The sequence below is a fragment of the Blastococcus sp. HT6-30 genome (assembly GCF_039729015.1).
Lineage (GTDB): Bacteria > Actinomycetota > Actinomycetes > Mycobacteriales > Geodermatophilaceae > Blastococcus.
Window position 1 is genome coordinate 2,533,712 of record NZ_CP155792.1, and the last position, 19,046, is coordinate 2,552,757.

Here is a 19,046-nt window from a genome sequence, read left to right on the forward strand (position 1 = left end):
TGGGATGGGACGTCGGGTGGTCGGGATCAGGGGGTGGGGCCGGCACCGGGGCGGTCGCCGCCCGGCGCACCGGGGACGCTGGAGCCGCCCGACACCGCGCCGGCCGGGGTGCCGCCGGCGACCGGGCCGCCGGACGACGATTCGCCTCGGCCGGGGCGGAAGCGGGACAGCCAGCCGGGCCCGTCCCCGCGCCCCTCGGCCAGCCGCGTCTGCAGCAGGACGGCGAGCACGATGATCACGCCGCGCGCGACGGCCTGGACGGAGCTGGACAGGTTGTTGAGCGTGAAGACGTTGCCCAGCGTGGTGAAGATCAGCACGCCCAGGACGGTGCCGACGATCGTGCCGCGACCACCGGTGAGCAGAGTTCCGCCGATGACGACGGCGGCGATCACTTCGAGCTCGAGGAGCGTGCCGTGGGTCGAGCTGCCGGTCGTCGTCCGCGCCATGAGCATCACCGCGGCGATGCCGCAGGTGATCCCCGACAGCACGTACAGCTTGAGGGTGTGCCACTGCACGCGGATGCCGGCCAGCCGCGCGGCCTCGGCGTTGCCGCCGACGGCGAAGGTGTGCCGGCCGAACGTCGTCCGGTTGAGCAGCACCCAGCCGCCGATCGAGACCAGCGCCCAGATGACCACCAGGGTCGGCACGCCGAGGACGTCGCCGGTGAAGAAGTCGAGGAAGCCCTGGTTCTGCACGATCTGGGTCCGCCGATTGGCGATGATCTCGGCCAGGCCCCGGGCCGCAGCGAGCATGGCGAGGGTGGCGATGAAGGCGACGATCCGCCCGTAGGCGATGACGATGCCGTTGACCAACCCCGCCCCGGCGCCCACCGCGATCGCGGTGAGCACCATGACGATCCAGTGGAAATTTCCGGCCATCTGCTGGGTGGCCAGCGTCGTGGCCCACACCGAGCTGAGAGCGACCAGCGCGCCCACCGAGAGGTCGATGCCACCGCCGATGATCACGAACGTCATGCCGATGCTGACCACGCCGATGACGGCGGCCAGCCGCAGGATGGTCAGGACGTTGTCGATGTCCACGAACCGTTCCGGCGCGGTGACCGCGCCCACGATGCACAGCAGGGCCAGGGCCACGACGAGGCCGAGCTGGCGCCCCGCCGGCCCGGCCATGAGACCGGGACCCTTCCCGTTCGCGCCCGCGGGTGAGCGGTCCTTCGGCGGCGCGGGTGCGTCTGCGCCCCCGGTCGTCGCGGTGCTGCCGGTCATGCCACGTCCCCTTCGTGCGGCTGTGCGGTGGCCTGCTGCCGGTCACCGCGCTGGAGCGGGCCGACCGTTCCCTCCATGACGAGGTCGAGCACGGTGTGCTCGTCGAGCGCCTCGGCCGGTTGCTCGGCGACGACCGAGCCGTCGGAGATCACCAGCACCCGGTCGGCGAGGCCGAGGACCTCCGGGATCTCGCTGGAGACCACGACGACGGCGACCCCGCGGTCGGCCAGGTCGCGGATCAGCGCGTAGATCTCCGAGCGGGCACCGACGTCCACCCCGCGGGTCGGCTCGTCGAGGAGCAGCACCCGGCAGTCGCGCAGCAGCCAGCGGGCGAGCACGACCTTCTGCTGGTTGCCGCCGGACAGCGTCCGCACCTCGCGGGTGACGTCGGCGGGTCGGACGTCGAGGGCGCGGACCTGCTCGTCGGCGGCGTCCTTCTCGGCGCTGCCGGAGAGGAAGCCGCCGCGGGCGAAGCGGGCCAGGCTGGCGATGCTGATGTTGCGGTAGACGGCGTCGCCCAGCAGCAGCGCCTGGCTCTTGCGCTCCTCGGGGGCCAGCCCCACCCCGGCGGACACCGCGGCGGCGACGCTGCCCGGGCGCAGTCGCTGTCCGGCCACGGAGACGGTGCCGCCGGTGGCCCGGCGCGCGCCGTAGACGGTCTCGAGGATCTCCGACCGCCCGGATCCGACGAGGCCGGCCAGGCCGACCACCTCACCCGGCCGCACGTCGAACGACACGTTCCGGAACGTGCCGCGCAGGCTCAGGTCGCGCACCGAGAGCAGCGGCTCCGCCGCCGGAACCGTCCGGCGCTCGGGGAAGACGTACTCGATGTCGCGGCCGGTCATGAGCTCGATCACCTGGCGGGTGGAGGTGTCCCGCACGGGCAGCCCGGTGGCCACGGTGCGCCCGTCCTTGAGGACGGTGATCCGGTCGCCCACCTCGCGGATCTCCTCGAGGCGGTGGGAGATGTAGACGACCGCGACGCCGTCGCGGGTCAGGTCGCGGATGACCTCGAACAGGTGCTGGACCTCTTCGTTGTCGAGCACCGCCGAGGGCTCGTCCATGACGATCAGCTGGGCGTCCTGCGACAGCGCCCGGGCCATGCTGACCATCTGCTGCGCGGCCGCGGACAGCGAGCCGACCTCGGCGGTGGGAGGGATCTCCGGGTGGCCCAGCCGGGTCAGCAGCTGCGCGGCGGCCTCGTTGGCCGGGGCCGGACGGGTGAGGCCGAACCGCGAACGCTCACGGCCGAGGAAGATGTTGTCGGCCACGGTGAGGCCGGCCACCAGGTCGAGCTCCTGGTAGATGGTGGCGATGCCGTGCGACATCGCCGCCTGGGGGTTGGTCAGGGCGACGGGCTCGCCGCGCCACTCGATCCGGCCGCCGTCGGGCTGGTGCGCTCCCGCGAGCACCTTGATCAAGGTCGACTTCCCGGCGCCGTTCTGACCGAGCAGGCAGTGCACCTCGCCCGCCCGCACGTCGAGGTCGACGCCGTCGAGCGCGCGCACCCCCGGGAAGGTCTTGACGATCCCGTGCATCGCCAGCAGCGGCGCACCTACCGCGCCGACCTGCCCCACCGGTGCACCGGCCACTGCGCTCACCTCCGGCACTTTTGCTCACCGTTGACCATTAGTTGGTTGAGGCAGCAACATATGTGCCGCGTCACAAGGGGTCAAGGAGCCGGGCAGGGGTTACCGAACCGAGACCGAATCGGGTGACGCCCACCCGCGGTCACCTCGCGAGGGCCTGGACCGACTTCTCGTCGAGGAACTCCTCGATGGCCATGAGGGCCGCACCGACGCGCCCGGAGAGGTCGGGGGCCTCGCTCACCGTGATTTCCAAAGCGCGGGCGGCCAGCGGCATCGAGCGCTGGTAGACGGCCTCCCGGATGCCCGCGAGCAGCGGAACCCCGGCCTGGGCCACGCCACCGGTCATGACGATCCGGTGCGGGTTGAAGAAGTTGACCAGTGCGGCGAGCACCGTGCCGATCGTGCGCCCGGCGCCGCGGACCAGCTCGAGCGCCACCCCGTCCCCCTGGGCGGCCAGGCGCACGACCTCGCGGACCGTCTGCACCGGGAGCCCCGCGGCGACGGCGTCGCGCAGCAGCGCGCCACCACCGGCGATCGCCTCCAGGCAGTTCTCCTGGCCACACCGGCAGACGACGGTCCGCCCGTCCGGCTGGGCGACGTGGATGTGCCCGATGTCGCCGGCGCTGCCCTGCGCGCCCCGGTACACCCGCCCGTCGACGATCACGCCGCAGCCGATGCCGGTGCCGACCTTGACGACCAGCACGTCCTGCACCGAGCCGGCGACGCCGATCTCCCCCAGGGCCATGACGTTCACGTCGTTGTCGACGTAGACCGGGCACTCGTAGCGGCCGAAGGCACTGGGGATCGGGTGGTCGTGCCAGCCCGGCATGATCGGCGGGTGGGAGGGCCGCCCGGTCGAGAACTCGACCGGCCCCGGCACACCGACGCCCACGGCACACACGTCGGCCGCCGTGAAACCCACCTCGGCGAGCACCTGCTGGGCCAGCCGGTCGACCTCCGCCAGCACCCGCGCGGGTCCCTCGGCGATGTCGATGGGGTGACCGACGGTGCCCAGGATCTGGGCGGAGAGATCGGTGACCGCGACGTCGACGCTGGTCACCCCCAGGTCGACGGCGAGCACGCACCCGGCGCCGCTGTTGAACCGCAGCAGCGTCGGGGGGCGTCCGCCGGTGCTCCAGCCGCGCCCGCCCTCCTCGAGGAGGTTGGCCGCGATCAGCTGGTCGACGCGCGCGCTCACCGTGTTGCGGGAGGCGCCCGTCAGCGCGACCAGGTCCGCCCGACTGCGGGCCCGCCCGGTTCGCACATGACGCAGCAGGACGCCGGCAGACGCTGAGGTGGACGCCACGCCGCCATAGTGACACGCCGCACCCGCCACTCCCGTGGACGTGAGGTGGTCGGAACCGGTCGGCCACGGTTGGGCACCGATCGGCCAGGGCACTGGCCGGGCCATGCTGGTTGAGCACTTCACCAGCTCCGTCGACCAGAGAGGTGCCCCATGAGCCTGCCCATCACCCTGTCCGAGATCGCCCCCCGGATCTCCGCCGGCGCCTTCATCCTCAACAGCGGCCTCGGCAAGCGCGCCGCCGACGAGGAAGCCGCGGCCGGCATGCACGGTTTCGCCGCCGGCACCTACCCGTTCCTCGCGCAGCTGCAGCCGCAGCAGTTCGCGAAGGCGCTGTCCACCGCCGAGATCGCCATCGGTGCGGCGCTGCTGACGCCGTTCGTGCCCACCGCCGTCGCCGGCGCCGCGCTCACCGCCTTCTCCGGCGGGCTGCTCGGGCTCTACCTGAAGACGCCCGGCATGCGCAAGGAGGGCAGCCTCGCCCCCACCGAGCAGGGGCTGTCCATCGCCAAGGACAGCTGGCTGCTCGGCATCGGCATCGGCCTGCTGGTCCGCGGCACGGTCGACCGCGAGCCCCGCCGGGTCCGCAAGGCGGCGAAGACCCTGGACAAGGCGAACAAGCGGGCCGCCAAGGCCCGCAAGCGGCTCAGCGACTGACGACCTCCGGGGACTACTCCCCCGACAGGTGGACCAGGCCGACCAGCCGGCGCCGGCGCCCCTCGCCGGGCCGGTTGGCCAGCCGGGGGCCTGCGGGACCGCCCGCAGGTCAGCTCCCAGCTCTGCGCCGGCAGCCGGGGCGCGCCTCGCTGAACGCCGACGAGCGGGAGCTGCGGCACCCGGTGGATGCGCAGGTCCTCGACACGGTGGTCACATGGTGTGACCGGATGACTGCGACGATCGACGGCGCGACGGCGCACTGACCGCCGCATCGAAAGCCCTTCCGCCCGAGGTCGCCGGGCCCCGGGATCGCGATCCCACGAAGGCCGCCGGCCCGGCGGCCTGCCCGGAGGAGGTCGCCGTGCGCTCCTAGAACGACCGTTAAAGCGGTTCTGCGCCTGGCCGCCGCGATCACGGGGCTGGCCCTCGTCGTGACCGGTTGCGGCTCGGACGACGACGCCGCCGACACCGATGCCGCCGTCGCGACCGGGGCCGAGTCCGAGACGGGGACCGGGTCGTCGTCGCCCAGCTCCGCCGCCCCCTCGGCCTCATCCTTCGCGCCGGCCGGTGAGCAGGAGGCGGAGACCGTAGAAGCGCAGCTCGTCGACTTCGCCATCGAGCTCGACGAGGACACCTTCGCGGCCGGCACCTACGAGTTCGCGGTGGCGAACGAGGGCGACGCCAGCCACGACTTCGTGGTCGAGCGCGACGGCGAGGACGTCGCCGCCACGCAGGTGCTCCAGTCGGGTCAGTCGGTGACCCTCGAGCCCGGCATCTACGTCTTCTACTGCTCGGTCGGCAACCACCGGTCGATGGGCATGGAGGTCAGCGTGGAGGTCGCCTGATGACGACCACGACCGCCCGCGACCGGCGCTCCGACCTGCTGACCTGGATCCTGCACGTGGCCGGCGCGGCCCTGCTCGCCGCGATGGCCTGGATCCACCTGGACCTGTGGTTCGACGGCTACCGGACCATCGAGGTCATCGGACCGGGCTTCATGCTCAACGCCATTGCGGGCTTCGCGCTCGCGGTGGCGCTCCTGGTCGTGCCCCGGCGGCTGCTGTGGCCGGTCGCCGCCCTCGGGGCCCCGACCGTGTCCGGGTCCCTCGCCGCCCTGCTCCTGTCGACCACCGTGGGCCTGTTCGGCTTCGTCGAGAGCACGGCGGCGCCGCTGTGGTGGGAGACCTTCTGGATCGAGGCTGCGGCGGCCGTCGCCCTCGCGGTCCTCGCCCTCGTCGCCCGGCGACGCCCCGCCTGACCGGAGCGGGCGGGCAGGGGCACGCCCCGCCCGCCCGCTCCGGGCACTGTCAGCGGACGCCGAGCAGGTGCTCCATGGCCAGCTGGTCGAGCCGCTCGAACTGCAGACCGCGCTCGCCGAGCGCGACCGGGTCGTGCGCCTCGTTCCGCAGCGCGTCGAGGCTCTCGCCCTGACCCAGGGTCGGGACGGCGAGCTCCCCCACGCGCGCGGCCTCCAGCGCCTCGGCGACCTCCGGGTCGGCCCGGAACGCCTGCACCTTCTCCCGCAGGATCAGGTAGTTGCGCATGCAGGCGCGGGCGGTCTCCCAGACGCCGTCCATGTCCTCGGTCCGCGGCGGCTTGTAGTCGAAGTGCAGGTAGCCGTCGTACGCCTTGCCGGAGCCGGCACCCAGCAGGGTGTCGACGGTCCAGAAGGCGCCGCGCAGGTTGCCCGCACCGAAGCGCAGGTCCTGGTCGAAGCGCGGGCCGTGCTGGCCGTTGAGGTCGACGTGGAACAGCTTGTCGTGCCACAGCGCCTGGCCGATGCCGTGGGCGAAGTTCAGCCCGGCCATCTCCTCGTGCCCGACCTCGGGGTTGAGGCCGACGCGGTCGGGCTCCTCCAGCTCGTTGATGAAGGCGATCGCGTGCCCGATGGTCGGCAGCAGGATGTCGCCGCGCGGCTCGTTGGGCTTGGGCTCCAGCGCGAACCGGATGTCGTAGCCCTTCTCGCGCACGTAGGCGCAGAGGACGTCGAGCCCCTCCTTGTAGCGGTCGAGCGCGGCGGCGACGTCCTTGGTGCCCCCGGACTCCGCGCCCTCGCGGCCACCCCACAGCACGTAGGTCCTCGCGCCGAGCTCGGCGGCGAGGTCGATGTTGCGCAGCACCTTGGCGATCGCGTACCGGCGGACGGCGCGGTCGTTGGCGGTGAAGCCGCCGTCCTTGAAGACCGGGGCACCGAAGAGGTTGGTGGTCGCCATCTCGACGCCCACGCCGGTCTCGGCCAGCGCCTTCTTGAACCGCTCGAGGGTGGTGTCGCGGGTGGCGTCGTCGGGGACCAGGTCGTCGTCGTGGAACGTCACGGCGGCCGCGCCGAGCTCGGCGAGCCGGTGGACTGCCTCGACCGGGTCCAGCGGCGGGCGCACGGCGCCGCCGAAGACGTCGACGCCCTGCCAGCCCACGGTCCAGAGACCGAAGCTGAACTTGTCGTCCTTGGTGGGGGTGAATCGGTCGGTCATGCGGGGTTCTCCGTCCAGGTGGATCGATCGCGTGCACTGTTCTCGACGGCGCCGGGAACCCGCCGGTGGGCGGGCCCGTCGGCGGACGACGGGGTCTGCTGGCCGCCGGTCGCGACGGCGTTCACCCGGTCACCCGGCGCCCGCACCCGACGGTGCGAGCTCGGGCACGGGGACGAGCGTGGGGTCGTCGAGGACCGACTCGAGGGCGACGTGGGCGCCCCCGCGGACCGCGGCGGTGAAGCCGAGGGTGGAGAGCACGACCCGGGCCCCGGCTGTGCCGGGCGCCAGGACCCGGGCCTCGAGCTCGGCCAGGAGCGGCTCCATCAGGAACCGCCCGAGGACGGCGAAGTAACCGCCGAGGATGACCACCCCCGGGTTGAAGAGGTTGATGAGCACGGCCGCGCCCGTCCCGAGCGACCGGCCGACCTGCTCGAGCGCGGCGAGCGTCCGGGCGTCGCCGGCCTCGGCGCGGGCGGCCACCTCCGCCAGACGGGTCTCCAGGTCGCGCGCCGGGTCGCCGACCGGGTCGCCCGGGTCGGCGGCGGCACGCAGCAGCGCGGCCATCCCGACCACGGTCTCCCAGCAGCCCCGCCGCCCGCATCCGCAGACGACGTCGGGGTCGCCGAGCGAGGTGTGCCCCACCTCGCCGGAGAGCCCGCCGGCGCCGCGCAGCAGCCGGCCGGCGACGATCACGCCGCCGCCGACGCCGACCTCACCGGTCAGGTACACCAGATCAGGGCTGCGCGCCTCCGAGCCCAGGGCCCACTCGGCGATCGCGCAGAGGTTGGCGTCGTTCTCCACCCTGATCGGGAAGTCGACGTCCAGCCGGGCCCGCAGACCGTCGAGGACGGCCACGTCGTGCCAGCCGATGTTGGGCGCCAGCGTCACCACGCCGTCGGAGCTGCGGACCAGTCCGGCGACCGCCACGGTCAACCCGGCCGGCCGGGCACCCGCGGCGGCGGCCGCGACGACGGCGTCGGTCACCACGCCGGCCACCGCGTCGAGGGTGGCCTCGACACCCAGCGCGGGGATGTCCAGGGCGAGCCGCTGCTCCACCAGGACCTCGCCGCGCAGGTTCGGCACGACCACGGCCACGTAGTCGACGTTCAGCTCCACGCCGATGCCGCAGACGCAGCTGCCGTCCAGGTGCACGGTGAGCCCGGGCCGGCCCACCGAGCCCGCCCGGTCGACGTCGCCGGTGGTGACCAGCCGCCGCTCGGCGAGCTCGGCCACGAGGCTGGAGACCGTCGCCTTGTTCAGGCCGGTCTCCTGGGCGATCCGCGCACGGGACCGGGGCCCGTGGTCGCTCAGGTGGCGCAGGACCAGGCCGAGGTTGGTGCGCCGCACAGTGGCCTGGTCGGCCGGGGCGCGCCGCTCGGGGAACCCGTCGTACAGCGACGGCACCTCGCCCATGCGCACCTCCTCGGGGAGCACCTTCCCGGTATTCGTCGGATCAACAAACAAATTAGGGCTTCGGAGTCGGGCGGTCAAGACGGGCCGTGGCGCGCGTCACGGACGGGCGACCGGGGCGCCCTCCGCACCCTCCGCCGGGCCCGCCCGGGCGGAGCCGCCTAAGGTGCCTTTCCCATGACCTCCGTGTCCTCGCTCCGGCCCGCCGCGGCCCGTTCCCTCCCTGCTCCCGCCACGCCGGGCCGGGGGCCGGTCCGATGACCCTCGTCGCGGGCGTCGACACCTCGACGCAGGCCTGCAAGGTCGTCATCCGGAACGCCGCCACCGGAGAGCTCGTCCGGTCCGGCCGGGCGCCGCACCCACCGGGCACCGAGGTCGCCCCGCAGGCGTGGGAGGACGCGTTGCGCGCCGCCGCCGCCGAGGCGGGCGGGTTCGACGACGTGGCAGCACTGGCGGTCGGCGGCCAGCAGCACGGGATGGTCTGCCTGGACGAACAGGGCGAGGTGGTCCGCGACGCGCTGCTGTGGAACGACGTGCGGTCGGCCCCCGCGGCCGCGGACCTCGTGCGCGAGCTCGGCGGCGGCGACGAGGCCGCCGGCCGCCGGGCATGGGCCGACGCCGTGGGGCTGGTGCCGGTCGCCTCGTTCACCGCCACCAAGCTGCGCTGGCTGGCCGACGCCGAACCGGGCAACGCCGACCGCACCGCCGCCGTCTGCCTCCCGCACGACTGGCTCACCTGGCGGCTGTCGGCCGACCGCGACCTCGGCGCCCTGGTCACCGACCGCGGGGACGCCAGCGGGACCGCCTACTGGTCGGCGCGCACCGGCCAGTACCGCATGGACCTGCTCGAGCACGCCATGCGCGGCCGTCGCCCCGCCGTCCCGCGCGTGGCGGGCCCGGCCGAGCGGGTGGGCGCGCTGGCCGGCTCGGGCGCGGTCCTCGGCCCGGGCACCGGCGACAACGCGGCCGCCGCCCTCGGCCTGGCCGCCCGCCCCGGCGACGTCGTCGTCTCCGTCGGCACCTCGGGGGTGGTCTCGGCGGTGACCCCGACCGCGGTCGCCGACGTGACCGGCACGGTCGCCGGCTTCGCCGACGCCACCGGCAACCACCTGCCGCTGGTCGCGACGATGAACGCCGCCCGGGTGCTGGACGCCGCGGCGGCGCTGCTCGGCGTCGACCACGCCACCCTCTCGGAGCTCGCCCTGTCGGCCCCCTCGGGCGCCGACGGCCTGGTGCTCGTCCCCTACCTCGAGGGCGAGCGGACGCCGAACCTGCCCGACGCCACCGGCTCGGTGCACGGGCTCACCCTGCGCACCTCGACGCCGGCGCACTGGGCCCGGGCCGCGGTGGAAGGCCTGCTCTGCGGGCTGGCCGACGGCATCGAGGCCGTGGTCGCCCAGGGCGTGACGGTCGAGCGGGTGCTGCTGGTCGGGGGCGCCGCCCGCTCGGCCGCCGTCCAGCAGCTGGCGCCGGGGATCTTCGGCCGGCCCGTCCTCGTGCCGCCGCCCGGCGAGTACGTCGCCGACGGCGCGGCCCGTCAGGCCGCCTGGGTGCTCTCCGGCGCCGCCGCGGCGCCGGAGTGGCCGCAGCCCGGGCTGGCCGAGTTCGACGCACCGGCGGCCACGCACGTCCGCGAGCGCTACGCCGAGGTGCGCGGCCGCACCGACGGCCAGTAAGAGGGCCCCTCCGCAGGGGCCGCTCCGACCTCAGAACGAGCGAAGCAGGGCGGCGATCTCGGACGGGTGCGTCTGCACGGTCATGTGCGCCGCGCCCGGCAGCACGACGAGCCGGCCGCGCGGCGCGTCGGCGACCACCTGTGCCGCCCAGTCGGCCGGGCAGAGCGCGTCCCGGGCGCCCCGCACGACGACGACCGGCGCCCGCACCCGGGACAGCCGCGCACCGATCCGGTCGGGTGAGGCCCTCCGCCACAGCGCGGCCATCGCGCGGGGGCCGGTGTGCAGCCACTGGCGCAGGATCAGCGGCACCTGCCACCACGGCTCGGCCAGGGCCGTGCGCACCCATCGCCAGGCGAGCACCCGGAACCGGCGCATCCGCGGATCGGTCGTCGGGCCGCACAGCACGACCCCGACCACCCGGGGATCGGTGGCGGCGGCCGCCACCACCTGGCAGCCCTGCGAGTGCCCGACCAGGACGACCGGGCCGGCGGGCAGCGCCTCGACCAGGCGGGCGGCCAGGTCGTCGACGGAGGGGACCGACGCGGCCTCCCCCATCCCCGGCAGGACGACGACGGCCCCCGGAAGTTCCTGCCGCAACCTGCGCGAAGAACGTTCATCCAGCCCCAGACCGGGCACGTGCACGACGGAGACCGGAGACCGCACCCCGTCGGGTCTACCGGCCGCGCACCGGGTCTGCGAGCCGGCGCGCAGCCGTTGCGCCGGGTGTCATCCGCATCTCTCGGGGGCGCGCACGTTCGGCACCGACCCAAGTGGGAGGATGAATCATCATGACGACATCACCAGCGCAGGCGCCTGCCCCGACCGACTCCCCCGGCGGCCGGCCGCGCGTCGTCATCGTCGGCTCCGGCTTCGGCGGCCTGTTCGCCGCGCGGGCGCTGGGCAAGGCGCCGGTGGACATCACGCTCATCGGCAAGACCGCCCAGCACCTGTTCCAGCCGCTGCTCTACCAGGTGGCCACCGGAATCCTGTCCGAGGGCGAGATCGCGCCGGCCACCCGCGAGGTGCTGCGCCGGCAGAAGAACACCCGCGTGGTGCTCGGCGAGGTCACCGAGATCGACGTCGCCGCCCGCACCGTCTCCTCCGAGATCCTCGGCCGGAAGACGGTGTACCCCTACGACGAGCTCATCGTCGCCGCGGGCGCGGGGCAGTCGTACTTCGGCAACGACCAGTTCGCCGAGTTCGCGCCCGGCATGAAGAGCATCGACGACGCCCTCGAGCTGCGCGGCCGGATCTTCGGCGCCTTCGAGCTGGCCGAGATCGCCACGGACCCGGCCGAGGTCGACCGCCTGCTCACCTTCGTCGTCGTCGGGGCGGGCCCCACCGGCGTGGAGATGGCCGGCCAGATCGCCGAGCTGGCCCGCCGCACCCTGCGCCGTGACTTCCGCAACATCAACCCGACCGGCGCGCGCGTGATCCTGCTGGACGCCGCCCCCGCCGTCCTGCCGTCCTTCGGCAAGAAGCTCGGCGACCGCGCCCGGCGCCAGCTCAACGCCATCGGCGTCGACGTGCAGCTGGGCGCCATGGTCACCGGCGTGGACGCCGACGGCCTCGAGGTCAAGGACACCGACGGCCAGGTCCGCCGGATCCAGGCGGCCACCAAGATCTGGGCCGCCGGCGTGCAGGCCAGCGAACTGGGCCGGATGCTCGGCGAGCAGACCGGGGCGGAGGTCGATCGCGCGGGCCGCATCTCGGTGGAGCCCGACCTCACCCTCCCCGGGCACCCCGAGATCCACGTGGTCGGCGACATGATGGCGCTGGACAAGCTCCCCGGCGTCGCGCAGGTGGCCATCCAGGGCGGGCGCTACGCCGCCGAGGCCATCGAGCGGCGGATCGCCGGCAAGGCGCCGCAGCAGCCCTTCCGGTACTTCGACAAGGGCTCGATGGCGACCATCTCGCGGTTCTCCGCGGTGGCCGACATCGGGAAGTTCAAGTTCAGCGGGTTCATCGCCTGGGTGCTCTGGCTGGTCGTCCACCTGATGTACATCGTCGGGTTCAAGAGCCGCGTCACCACGGTGCTGCACTGGATGGTCAGCTTCCTCGGCCGGGGCCGATCCGAGCGGGTGGCCACCCAGCAGCAGGTCTACGGCCGCCTGGCGCTGGAGCAGCTCGGCCCCGGCTGGGAGGTCTCCAAGACCGGCGGGCCGAAGAACACCGACCCGGAGAACGAGGACGTCACCCAGCGCGAATCGGCCTGAGCGACGTCCACCGGCCGGGGGAACTTTCCCCCGGCCGGTGCATGTCCGGCCCGGGCCGGGTAGCTGCCCGCCGTGGCAGGACAACGAGGACAAGCCAGTGCAGCGCGGTCGCAGACGCCCCTGTGGTTGAGTCCGGCGATAGCCGCCGTGACCGCGGGCGCGGCAGGTTGGCTTCTCGGCATGGTGGAACCCCGCGGCGGGTTCCTCGCGGCCCTGTGGCCGGCCGACACCAGCGCCGCCGCGACGCTCCTGCAGCTGGTGGCCACGGCTGCGGTCACCATCACGACGCTGACCTTCAGCATCACCATCGTGGCGCTGCAACTGGCCTCCCAGCAGTTCTCGCCCCGGCTGCTGCGCGACTTCACCCGGGACGGCGTCACCAAGTCCGTCCTGTCCGTACTGACCGCGACCTTCGTCCTCGCGGTCGCCGGTCTGCGGGGCATCAACCAGGACGAGCCGGTGCCCACGCTGGTGTGCCTGGTCGCGGCGCTGCTCGGCCTCGCCTCCGTCGGCGCCCTGCTCGCCTTCATCAGCCACATGGTCCGCATGCTGCGGGTCGACACCATGATGACCCGGGTCCACGACGACGCCCGGCGGGCGATCGAGACCTTCTACGGTCCCTACACCGGTCACGGGCAGCGGTCCCCCGACGAGCTGGACCTCGAGACGAGCGCCGGGCGGCTGGTGAACGCGCCCCGCAGCGGTTTCGTCGAGGTGACCGACCCCGGCGCGCTGGTCGACGCGGCGCGCAGCCAGGACGCCGTCGTCCGGGTCGAGGTCCGCCCCGGCGACATGGTGACCGTCGGCACCCCTATCGCCACCGTCTGGGGCGGGAACGAGGACCTCGACGAGACCGTCCGCGCGGCGGTGGTGTTGAACAACGAGCGCACCATCGACCAGGACGCCGGCTTCGGCTTCCGCCAGCTCGAGGACATCGCGGTGAAGGCGATGTCCCCGAGCGTCAACGACCCGGTCACCGCCGCGACGGCGATCGGCCACATGGGCGACCTGCTCGTCCGGCTGAACGGCCGGCACCTCGGGCCCACGCTGCACGAGGACGAGGACGGCGTCGGCCGGGCGATCGTGCCCGACCGGGACATGCGCTACTACCTGGACCTCGCCTGCCACCAGGTGGCCCGGTTCGGCGGGAGCGAGCCCACGCTGGTCACCGCCCTGCTCCGGATGCTCCGGGATGTGGCGGTCTCCTGCCGGGACGACCAGCAGCGGGCCGAGGTCGCGCGCGCCGCCGACCTGGTCGCCGGGGAGCTGTCCCCGGAATGGGGCCCCACGGACACCGCCACCGTCCGTTCGCACCGCGACCAGGTGACCGCCGCCCTCGAGGGCCGGACCGTCGACGCCTTCGCCGACCGCGTCGGCGAGACCCGCTCCATCTGAGCGGGCGGGGTCACTCCGGGCCCAGCCACCACTCCAGGGCCGTGACCACGCCCTCGGGTCGGACGACGTGCCCACCGTCGAACTCGTCGTAGGCGACCTCGTAGCCTGCCGTTCCGAACGCGGCAGCCAGCCGCCGGCCGCAGCGTTCCACCGGCAGCACCCGGTCGCCGGTGCCGTGGGTGAGCCAGATCCGCGGGTGCCCGGTCCGGGCCGGCGGGGCGGCGAACCCGGGCGAGAAGCCGAGGAGCGCGTCGAACAGGTCGCCGTTGGCCGGCCCGAGGGACAGCGCGTAGGAGGCGCCGTCGGAGAAGCCGCCCACCGCGCAGCGGGAGACGCCGAGGTGTTCGGCTACCTGCGCCAGGGCGGCGTCGAGCACGGCGACGTCGCGGCCCGGGCGACCGGTGATCAGGTCCCACGTCGCCGCCCCCGAGCGGGGTGCCAGTACCGCCACTCCCCTCTCCGCCGCGGCCCGGCCCACCGCCGCGAGGCTCTGCTGCGGGTTCCCGCCGGCGCCGTGGAAGAACACGAGGAGCGGGCGCGGCCCGGGGTGACCCGGGGGTACGGCGAGCAGCACCTCCGCGCTCCCACCGAGGTCCAGGGCGTGCGTCCCGGCCGGCCAGGGCGGCCCCGGGGGCGCCGGCGACGGCCGGCTGGTGAGCCGCCCGTCGGCGGCCTGACCGGCGCTCATGCGCCGAACGCCGCAACGGGCAAGTGCTCGTCGGCGGGCTCCAGGTGCAGCGGCTGCAGGGGCGTGGTGTCCTCCAGGTGGAGGAACGCGTCGTACCGCTCCCCCAGGACCGTCGGCACGTAGTTGCCCCACGTCTCCCGCGACGTCCGGTAGACCACGCCGATCGCACGGTGGTCCAGCCGCCGGCGCAGCCACTCCGGTCGGTCCTCCCGTGGGAAGACGAACAGCGCGTCGGCGCCCACGGCCTCGTGGATGCGCGCCTCGACGCTGCCCGCCCTGGCCTCCGGCACGGCCATCCGCTCCATCTGCGCACCCCACTCCCGGCCGGCGATCACCCCGCCCCGGTAGCCCCCGAAGCCGACGAGGACGACGTCCTCGGTGCCGTGCCGCTCGCGCAGCAGCTGACCGACGTTGGTCATCCCGGCGCCGGCCATGTCGGTGGCCCGGGCGTCGCCGATGTGCGTGTTGTGCGCCCAGACGACGGCCTTGGGCCCCGCGTGGTCCAGCAGCCGGTCCAGGGTGTCCACCATGTGCTCGTCGCGGACGTTCCACGACTCCGCCGAGCCGCGGATCATCGCCCGGTAGTAGCGCTCTGCGTCGACCACGACGGCGGCGTTCTGCTCGGCGGAGAAGCGCGCGTCGGCGTCGATCGCGGCCTCCGCGCGGCCCCGCTGCTCGCAGAGCGAGCGGAGCAGGTCCACGGCCGCCTGCTCGCACGACGCGGGGGCGAACCGGCTGGCGAACGCGTACTCGGCCCCGTCCTCCCCGAACGGTTCGAAGCAGGCCAGGGCGCGCCTGGCCTGGTCGACGTGTCCGGGCTCGTGCTCGGCCATCCAGTCGAGCAACGCGTGCATCGAGTCCCAGAGGCTGTACACGTCGAACCCGTAGAAGCCGACCCGGCGCTCCTCGGGCAGCGCGGCGTTGTGCCCGCGCAGCCACCGGCAGAAGTCGACGACGTCGTCGTTGGCCCACATCCACGTCGGCCAGCGGGTGAACGCGTCGAGGGCGTCGCGCGGGTCCTCGTCGGCGCCCGGGCGCAGCCGCACGCTCCGGTCGATGCGGTAGCAGTCGGGCCAGTCGCCCTCGACCGCGACGAGGCCGAACCCCTTCTCCTCGATCAGCCGCCGGGTGAGTGCGGCCCGCCAGGCGTAGTACTCGTGCGTGCCGTGGCTGGCCTCGCCGATCGCCACGACGCGGGCGGCGCCGACGCGCTCGACGAGCGGGTCGAGGTCGGCCGGCGTTCGCAGCGGCCGGGCCAGCTCACGGATCTCCTCCACGGTCGGGTCAGCCATCGGTACTCCCCTCCCGCACGACCGCGGCCGCGACCTCCCGCAGGTCGCCGGTGCGCCGCCAGGTCGTGCGCTGACGCGTCGCCGACGTACCCCGGGCGACGAGCCGGTGCACCAGGTCGCGCACCTCGTCCTCCTCCCCGCGGTCGGCGAGGTCGTCGGCGAGCTCGGCCAGCAGTCCGTCGACGGCGTCCCGGGCCGGCACCAGAGTTCCGGCCACGGGGTCGAACAGCTGCCCGTCGAGCCCGTCCCTGGCCGCCCGCCAGCGCGCGGCCCGCAGCAGCTCCGTGCGCACGGGTGGCACCGGCTCGCCCCGCTGCGCCCGGCCGGCCAGCACCCGGACCAGCGAGGCCACCAGGGCGGCGTGCAGGACGGCGTCGTCCAGGTCGGTGCACACGTCGGCCAGCCGGAACTCCACCGTGGGCAGGTGCGACGACGGCCGGACGTCCCAGTACAGGTGCGACGCGTCGCCGATGACGCCGGCGTCCACCAGCCCGGTCACGACCTCCTGGAACCGCTCCGCCGAGCCCTGCGCCTCGGGGATCCCGGTGTGCGGCCACCGGCCCCACAGCAACGTCCGGTAGCTCTCGTAGCCGGTGTCGGCGCCGTCGTGCAACGGTGAGCTGCCGGTCATGGCCAGCAGCACCGGCAGGTAGGGTCGGACCCGGTCCAGCACGGCCACGGCAGTCTCGAGGTCGGGGACGCCCACGTGCACGTGGCAGCCGCAGATGTCCTGCCGGACCGCCAGCCCGGCCCACCGGCGCACCATCGCCTCGTAGCGGGGATCCGGGGTGACCACCTGCTCGCGCCACGAGGCGAACGGGTGGGTCGAGGCGGCGAGCAGGACCGCCCCGGCGCCGGCCGCCGCCGCCCGGGCCTCGGCACGGGTCCCCCTCAGCGCGGCCCGCACCTCGCCGAGCGTGCGGCAGACGCCCGTCGCCGTCTCCAGCTGGGTGGTGGTGATCTCGGGGTGCACCCGTTCGCCCAGCTCGTGGCGGACCGCTGCCGCGACGAGCTCGGGGCTGGGGGCGAGCGCGAGGGTCTCCGGATCGACGAGGTGGAACTCCTCCTCCACCCCGACCGTGGTGCCCACGGCGGCCGACAGGCGACCGGTGGACTCCACGCGCCCTCCTGTACGGGTCGCGGCGCGGGACGTCCGGCGCCGCCGCCGACCCGGGCCTGCCATCGGCTGCTTCCCCAGCCGCACCGCCACCGTACGGCCGCGACTCCCCGTCCGCAGCCGAGGGCGCGCCGCTCCCGCCGGGGGCCACCCGGAGTGGTGGGACCGGCCTCGCCGGGACTCCCGGCCGGCGCAGTGACCAGCGAGGATGTCCGGCAACGGGGGGAGGGCGCGGTGCAGAGCGGACGACGGACGCCCGCGGCGCTCCTGGCGGTGGTGTACGCCGTCAGCGGTGCGCTGTGCTGGGTGGGCGCTGCCGCGCCGATGGACGACGCCACGCCCGTCGGGCTGCTCCAGGTGCTGGGCGCCGTCGGGCTGGCCGCCGGTACGGGGCTGGCGGTGGCCGGCGCCCGGGCGCGCCCGTGGGTGCTGCACGTCGCGGTGACCCTGCTGTCGGTGCTCGTCGGCCTGCTGGCGTGGCGGTCGGCCACGGCCGTCGGCGTGGTCGGGCTGGGCCCGGCGATGATCGCCGTGGGCCTGTACGCCGCGCACTTCCTGTCACCTCCGGCCGCCCGGTGGCACGCCGCCCTGGTCGTCGTGGCCGGCAGCGCCGGCGCCTGGGCCGCGGCGCCGTCGGGCTTCCTGGCCGCCTGGCTGGCCGTCGCGGTGTCGGTCGCCGTGCTGACCGAGGCGCAGGTCCGGCTGGCCGAGAGGCTCCGGACGGCCGCCGGGACCGACCCGCTGACCGGAGTGGCGAACCGGCGGGCGTGGGAGGAGCACGCTGCCCAGCACCTGTCCCGTGCCGCCCGCAGCGGGGAGTTCCTGAGCTTCGCGATCCTGGACCTCGACGACTTCAAGGGCGTCAACGACCGGAACGGCCACCGCGCCGGTGACGACCTCCTGCGCAGCCTGACGGCGAGCTGGAGCCGCCGCTTGCGCCGAGCGGACCTGCTCGGCCGGTACGGGGGGGACGAGTTCGTGCTCTGCCTCCCGGCGACCGACGAGGCGGCGGCCCACGAGCTGCTGGGACAGCTGGACCACGCGGACTCCGCCACGTGGACGGCCGGGGTCGCCGTGGCCCGGCCGGGCGACGACCTGACCGCCGTGCTCGCCCGCGCCGACGAGCAGCTCTACCGGAGGAAGCGCAGCGGTCGCACCGGATGAGCGCCGCTCAGCCGCGGCGCCAGTCGTCGGTGTCGAGGTGCGAGCCGGCCATCGGCCCCATCTGGAGCATCCCGCCGTCGACGGCCCACGACGCCCCGGTGACGTAACCGGCCCCTGGAGAGGCGAGGAACGCGACCACGGCGGCGACCTCGCGGGCGTCGCCCGGGCGGCGCAGCGGGACGCCGGGCCGCTCGTGGCCGGGGGCGGTCGGGTCCTCGTCCTCCTGCCCGGTCATGGGTGTGGCGATCTCCCCGGGGGCGACGGCGTTGACGGTGATCCCGTGCTCCGCCAGCTCCAGCGCGGCCACCTTGGTGAGCAGGCCGAGACCACCCTTGGCCGCGCAGTAGCCGGCGGCCCCCACCCGCGGCGCGTGCTCGTGCACGCTGGTGATGTTCACGATCCGGCCGCCGTTCCCGGCGGCGACCATCCGCCGGGCAGCGCGCTGCAGGCACAGGAAGGCCCCGTCGAGGTCGGTGGCGAGCACCTCGCGCCAGGTGTCGAAGTCGAGCTCGAGCAGCGGGGTCCTGTGCCCGGTGCCGGCGTCGTTGACCAGGACGTCGACCCCGCCGAGGGCGTCGGCCAGCTCGTCCACGACGTCCGCGGCGGCGGGCAGCCGGGTCAGGTCGAGGTGCCGGACCTCGGCCCGCCGGCCCAGCGACCGCACCTCCGCCGCCGTCGCCCCGGCGGCCCGCTCGTCGCGGTACCAGGTGATGCCCAGGTCGCAGCCCTGCTCGGCGAGCGCGACGGCGACCGCCCGCCCGATGCCGGACTCCGACCCGGTGACGATCGCGACCCGCGAGGTGCTGCCGTCCATGACGGCACGCTAACGATCGTGCGACGGG

Annotated in this window: 17 protein-coding genes; 7 read left to right on the forward strand and 10 right to left on the reverse strand. The window is 74.5% G+C overall.

Annotation, left to right across the window (positions count from 1 at the left end; translation table 11 throughout):
- Positions 1-26: 26 nt before the first annotated feature.
- The 3 genes from ABC795_RS12180 to ABC795_RS12190 all read right to left on the reverse strand — a co-directional run bounded on the left by ABC795_RS12180 (position 27) and on the right by ABC795_RS12190 (position 4,121).
- A complete protein-coding gene (locus ABC795_RS12180) occupies positions 27-1,226 on the reverse strand; it encodes an ABC transporter permease (protein ID WP_347057455.1) in 1,200 nt (399 codons plus the stop codon).
- Positions 1,223-2,827, reverse strand: coding sequence for a sugar ABC transporter ATP-binding protein (locus ABC795_RS12185; RefSeq protein WP_347057456.1), 1,605 nt, complete (start codon positions 2,825-2,827; stop codon positions 1,223-1,225). The genes ABC795_RS12180 and ABC795_RS12185 overlap by 4 nt, the downstream gene beginning before the upstream one ends.
- A 130-nt stretch (positions 2,828-2,957) precedes the next feature.
- The gene (locus tag ABC795_RS12190; protein ID WP_347057457.1) at positions 2,958-4,121 is read right to left on the reverse strand and encodes an ROK family protein; all 1,164 of its coding nucleotides are present in this window, start codon (positions 4,119-4,121) and stop codon (positions 2,958-2,960) included.
- 150 nt (positions 4,122-4,271) lie between these two features.
- Between ABC795_RS12190 and ABC795_RS12195 the strand changes: the two genes are divergently transcribed.
- The 3 genes from ABC795_RS12195 (at position 4,272) to ABC795_RS12205 (ending at position 6,033) form a co-directional block, all read left to right on the forward strand.
- Positions 4,272-4,775: a hypothetical protein gene (locus ABC795_RS12195; RefSeq protein ID WP_347057458.1), complete on the forward strand. Its 504-nt coding sequence runs from the start codon at positions 4,272-4,274 to the stop codon at positions 4,773-4,775.
- A gap of 431 nt (positions 4,776-5,206) precedes the next feature.
- Entirely contained in the window at positions 5,207-5,620 is a 414-nt protein-coding gene (locus tag ABC795_RS12200; RefSeq protein WP_347057459.1) for a hypothetical protein, read from the forward strand.
- Positions 5,620-6,033 carry a hypothetical protein gene (locus ABC795_RS12205; protein ID WP_347057460.1) on the forward strand — a complete coding sequence of 138 codons (414 nt, stop codon included), beginning with the start codon at positions 5,620-5,622 and terminating at the stop codon, positions 6,031-6,033. Before ABC795_RS12200 ends, ABC795_RS12205 begins: the two co-directional genes overlap by 1 nt.
- Before the next feature lie 49 nt (positions 6,034-6,082).
- Here ABC795_RS12205 and xylA read toward each other — a convergent pair whose 3' ends face one another.
- Both xylA and ABC795_RS12215 read right to left on the reverse strand, forming a co-directional pair.
- Entirely contained in the window at positions 6,083-7,246 is a 1,164-nt protein-coding gene (xylA, locus tag ABC795_RS12210) for a xylose isomerase (protein ID WP_347057461.1), read from the reverse strand.
- 129 nt (positions 7,247-7,375) lie between these two features.
- Entirely contained in the window at positions 7,376-8,659 is a 1,284-nt protein-coding gene (locus ABC795_RS12215) for an ROK family transcriptional regulator (protein ID WP_347057462.1), read from the reverse strand.
- Between the two features lie 254 nt (positions 8,660-8,913).
- On the opposite strand from ABC795_RS12215, the gene ABC795_RS12220 reads away from it, so the two are divergent.
- Positions 8,914-10,332: an FGGY-family carbohydrate kinase gene (locus ABC795_RS12220; protein WP_347057463.1), complete on the forward strand. Its 1,419-nt coding sequence runs from the start codon at positions 8,914-8,916 to the stop codon at positions 10,330-10,332.
- Positions 10,333-10,362: 30 nt separating this feature from the next.
- Here ABC795_RS12220 and ABC795_RS12225 read toward each other — a convergent pair whose 3' ends face one another.
- Positions 10,363-10,995 carry an alpha/beta hydrolase gene (locus tag ABC795_RS12225; protein ID WP_347057464.1) on the reverse strand — a complete coding sequence of 211 codons (633 nt, stop codon included), beginning with the start codon at positions 10,993-10,995 and terminating at the stop codon, positions 10,363-10,365.
- Between the two features lie 125 nt (positions 10,996-11,120).
- Here ABC795_RS12225 and ABC795_RS12230 point away from each other — a divergent pair, with 125 nt between their 5' ends.
- Positions 11,121-12,548, forward strand: coding sequence for an NAD(P)/FAD-dependent oxidoreductase (locus ABC795_RS12230; RefSeq protein ID WP_347057465.1), 1,428 nt, complete (start codon positions 11,121-11,123; stop codon positions 12,546-12,548).
- A 72-nt stretch (positions 12,549-12,620) separates the two neighbouring features.
- On the forward strand, positions 12,621-13,943 hold the full coding sequence (locus ABC795_RS12235) for a DUF2254 domain-containing protein (protein WP_347057466.1): 1,323 nt from the start codon (positions 12,621-12,623) through the stop codon (positions 13,941-13,943).
- Positions 13,944-13,953: 10 nt separating this feature from the next.
- Here the strand turns inward: ABC795_RS12235 and ABC795_RS12240 are convergent, their stop codons facing one another.
- Genes ABC795_RS12240 through ABC795_RS12250 form a run of 3 tightly spaced genes read right to left on the reverse strand, consistent with a single transcriptional unit; the run spans position 13,954 to position 17,043 of the window.
- Positions 13,954-14,631 carry a phospholipase gene (locus tag ABC795_RS12240; RefSeq protein ID WP_347057467.1) on the reverse strand — a complete coding sequence of 226 codons (678 nt, stop codon included), beginning with the start codon at positions 14,629-14,631 and terminating at the stop codon, positions 13,954-13,956.
- Entirely contained in the window at positions 14,628-15,923 is a 1,296-nt protein-coding gene (locus ABC795_RS12245; RefSeq protein ID WP_347057468.1) for an erythromycin esterase family protein, read from the reverse strand. Before ABC795_RS12245 ends, ABC795_RS12240 begins: the two co-directional genes overlap by 4 nt.
- The gene (locus ABC795_RS12250; RefSeq protein WP_347057469.1) at positions 15,916-17,043 is read right to left on the reverse strand and encodes a glutamate--cysteine ligase; all 1,128 of its coding nucleotides are present in this window, start codon (positions 17,041-17,043) and stop codon (positions 15,916-15,918) included. Before ABC795_RS12250 ends, ABC795_RS12245 begins: the two co-directional genes overlap by 8 nt.
- A gap of 231 nt (positions 17,044-17,274) precedes the next feature.
- Between ABC795_RS12250 and ABC795_RS12255 the strand changes: the two genes are divergently transcribed.
- On the forward strand, positions 17,275-18,204 hold the full coding sequence (locus ABC795_RS12255) for a GGDEF domain-containing protein (protein WP_347057470.1): 930 nt from the start codon (positions 17,275-17,277) through the stop codon (positions 18,202-18,204).
- Between the two features lie 7 nt (positions 18,205-18,211).
- On the opposite strand, the gene ABC795_RS12260 is transcribed toward ABC795_RS12255, so the two are convergent.
- Positions 18,212-19,018 (reverse strand): SDR family oxidoreductase, encoded by an 807-nt coding sequence (locus ABC795_RS12260; protein ID WP_347057471.1) that lies wholly within the window; start codon positions 19,016-19,018, stop codon positions 18,212-18,214.
- Positions 19,019-19,046 lie beyond the last annotated feature (28 nt).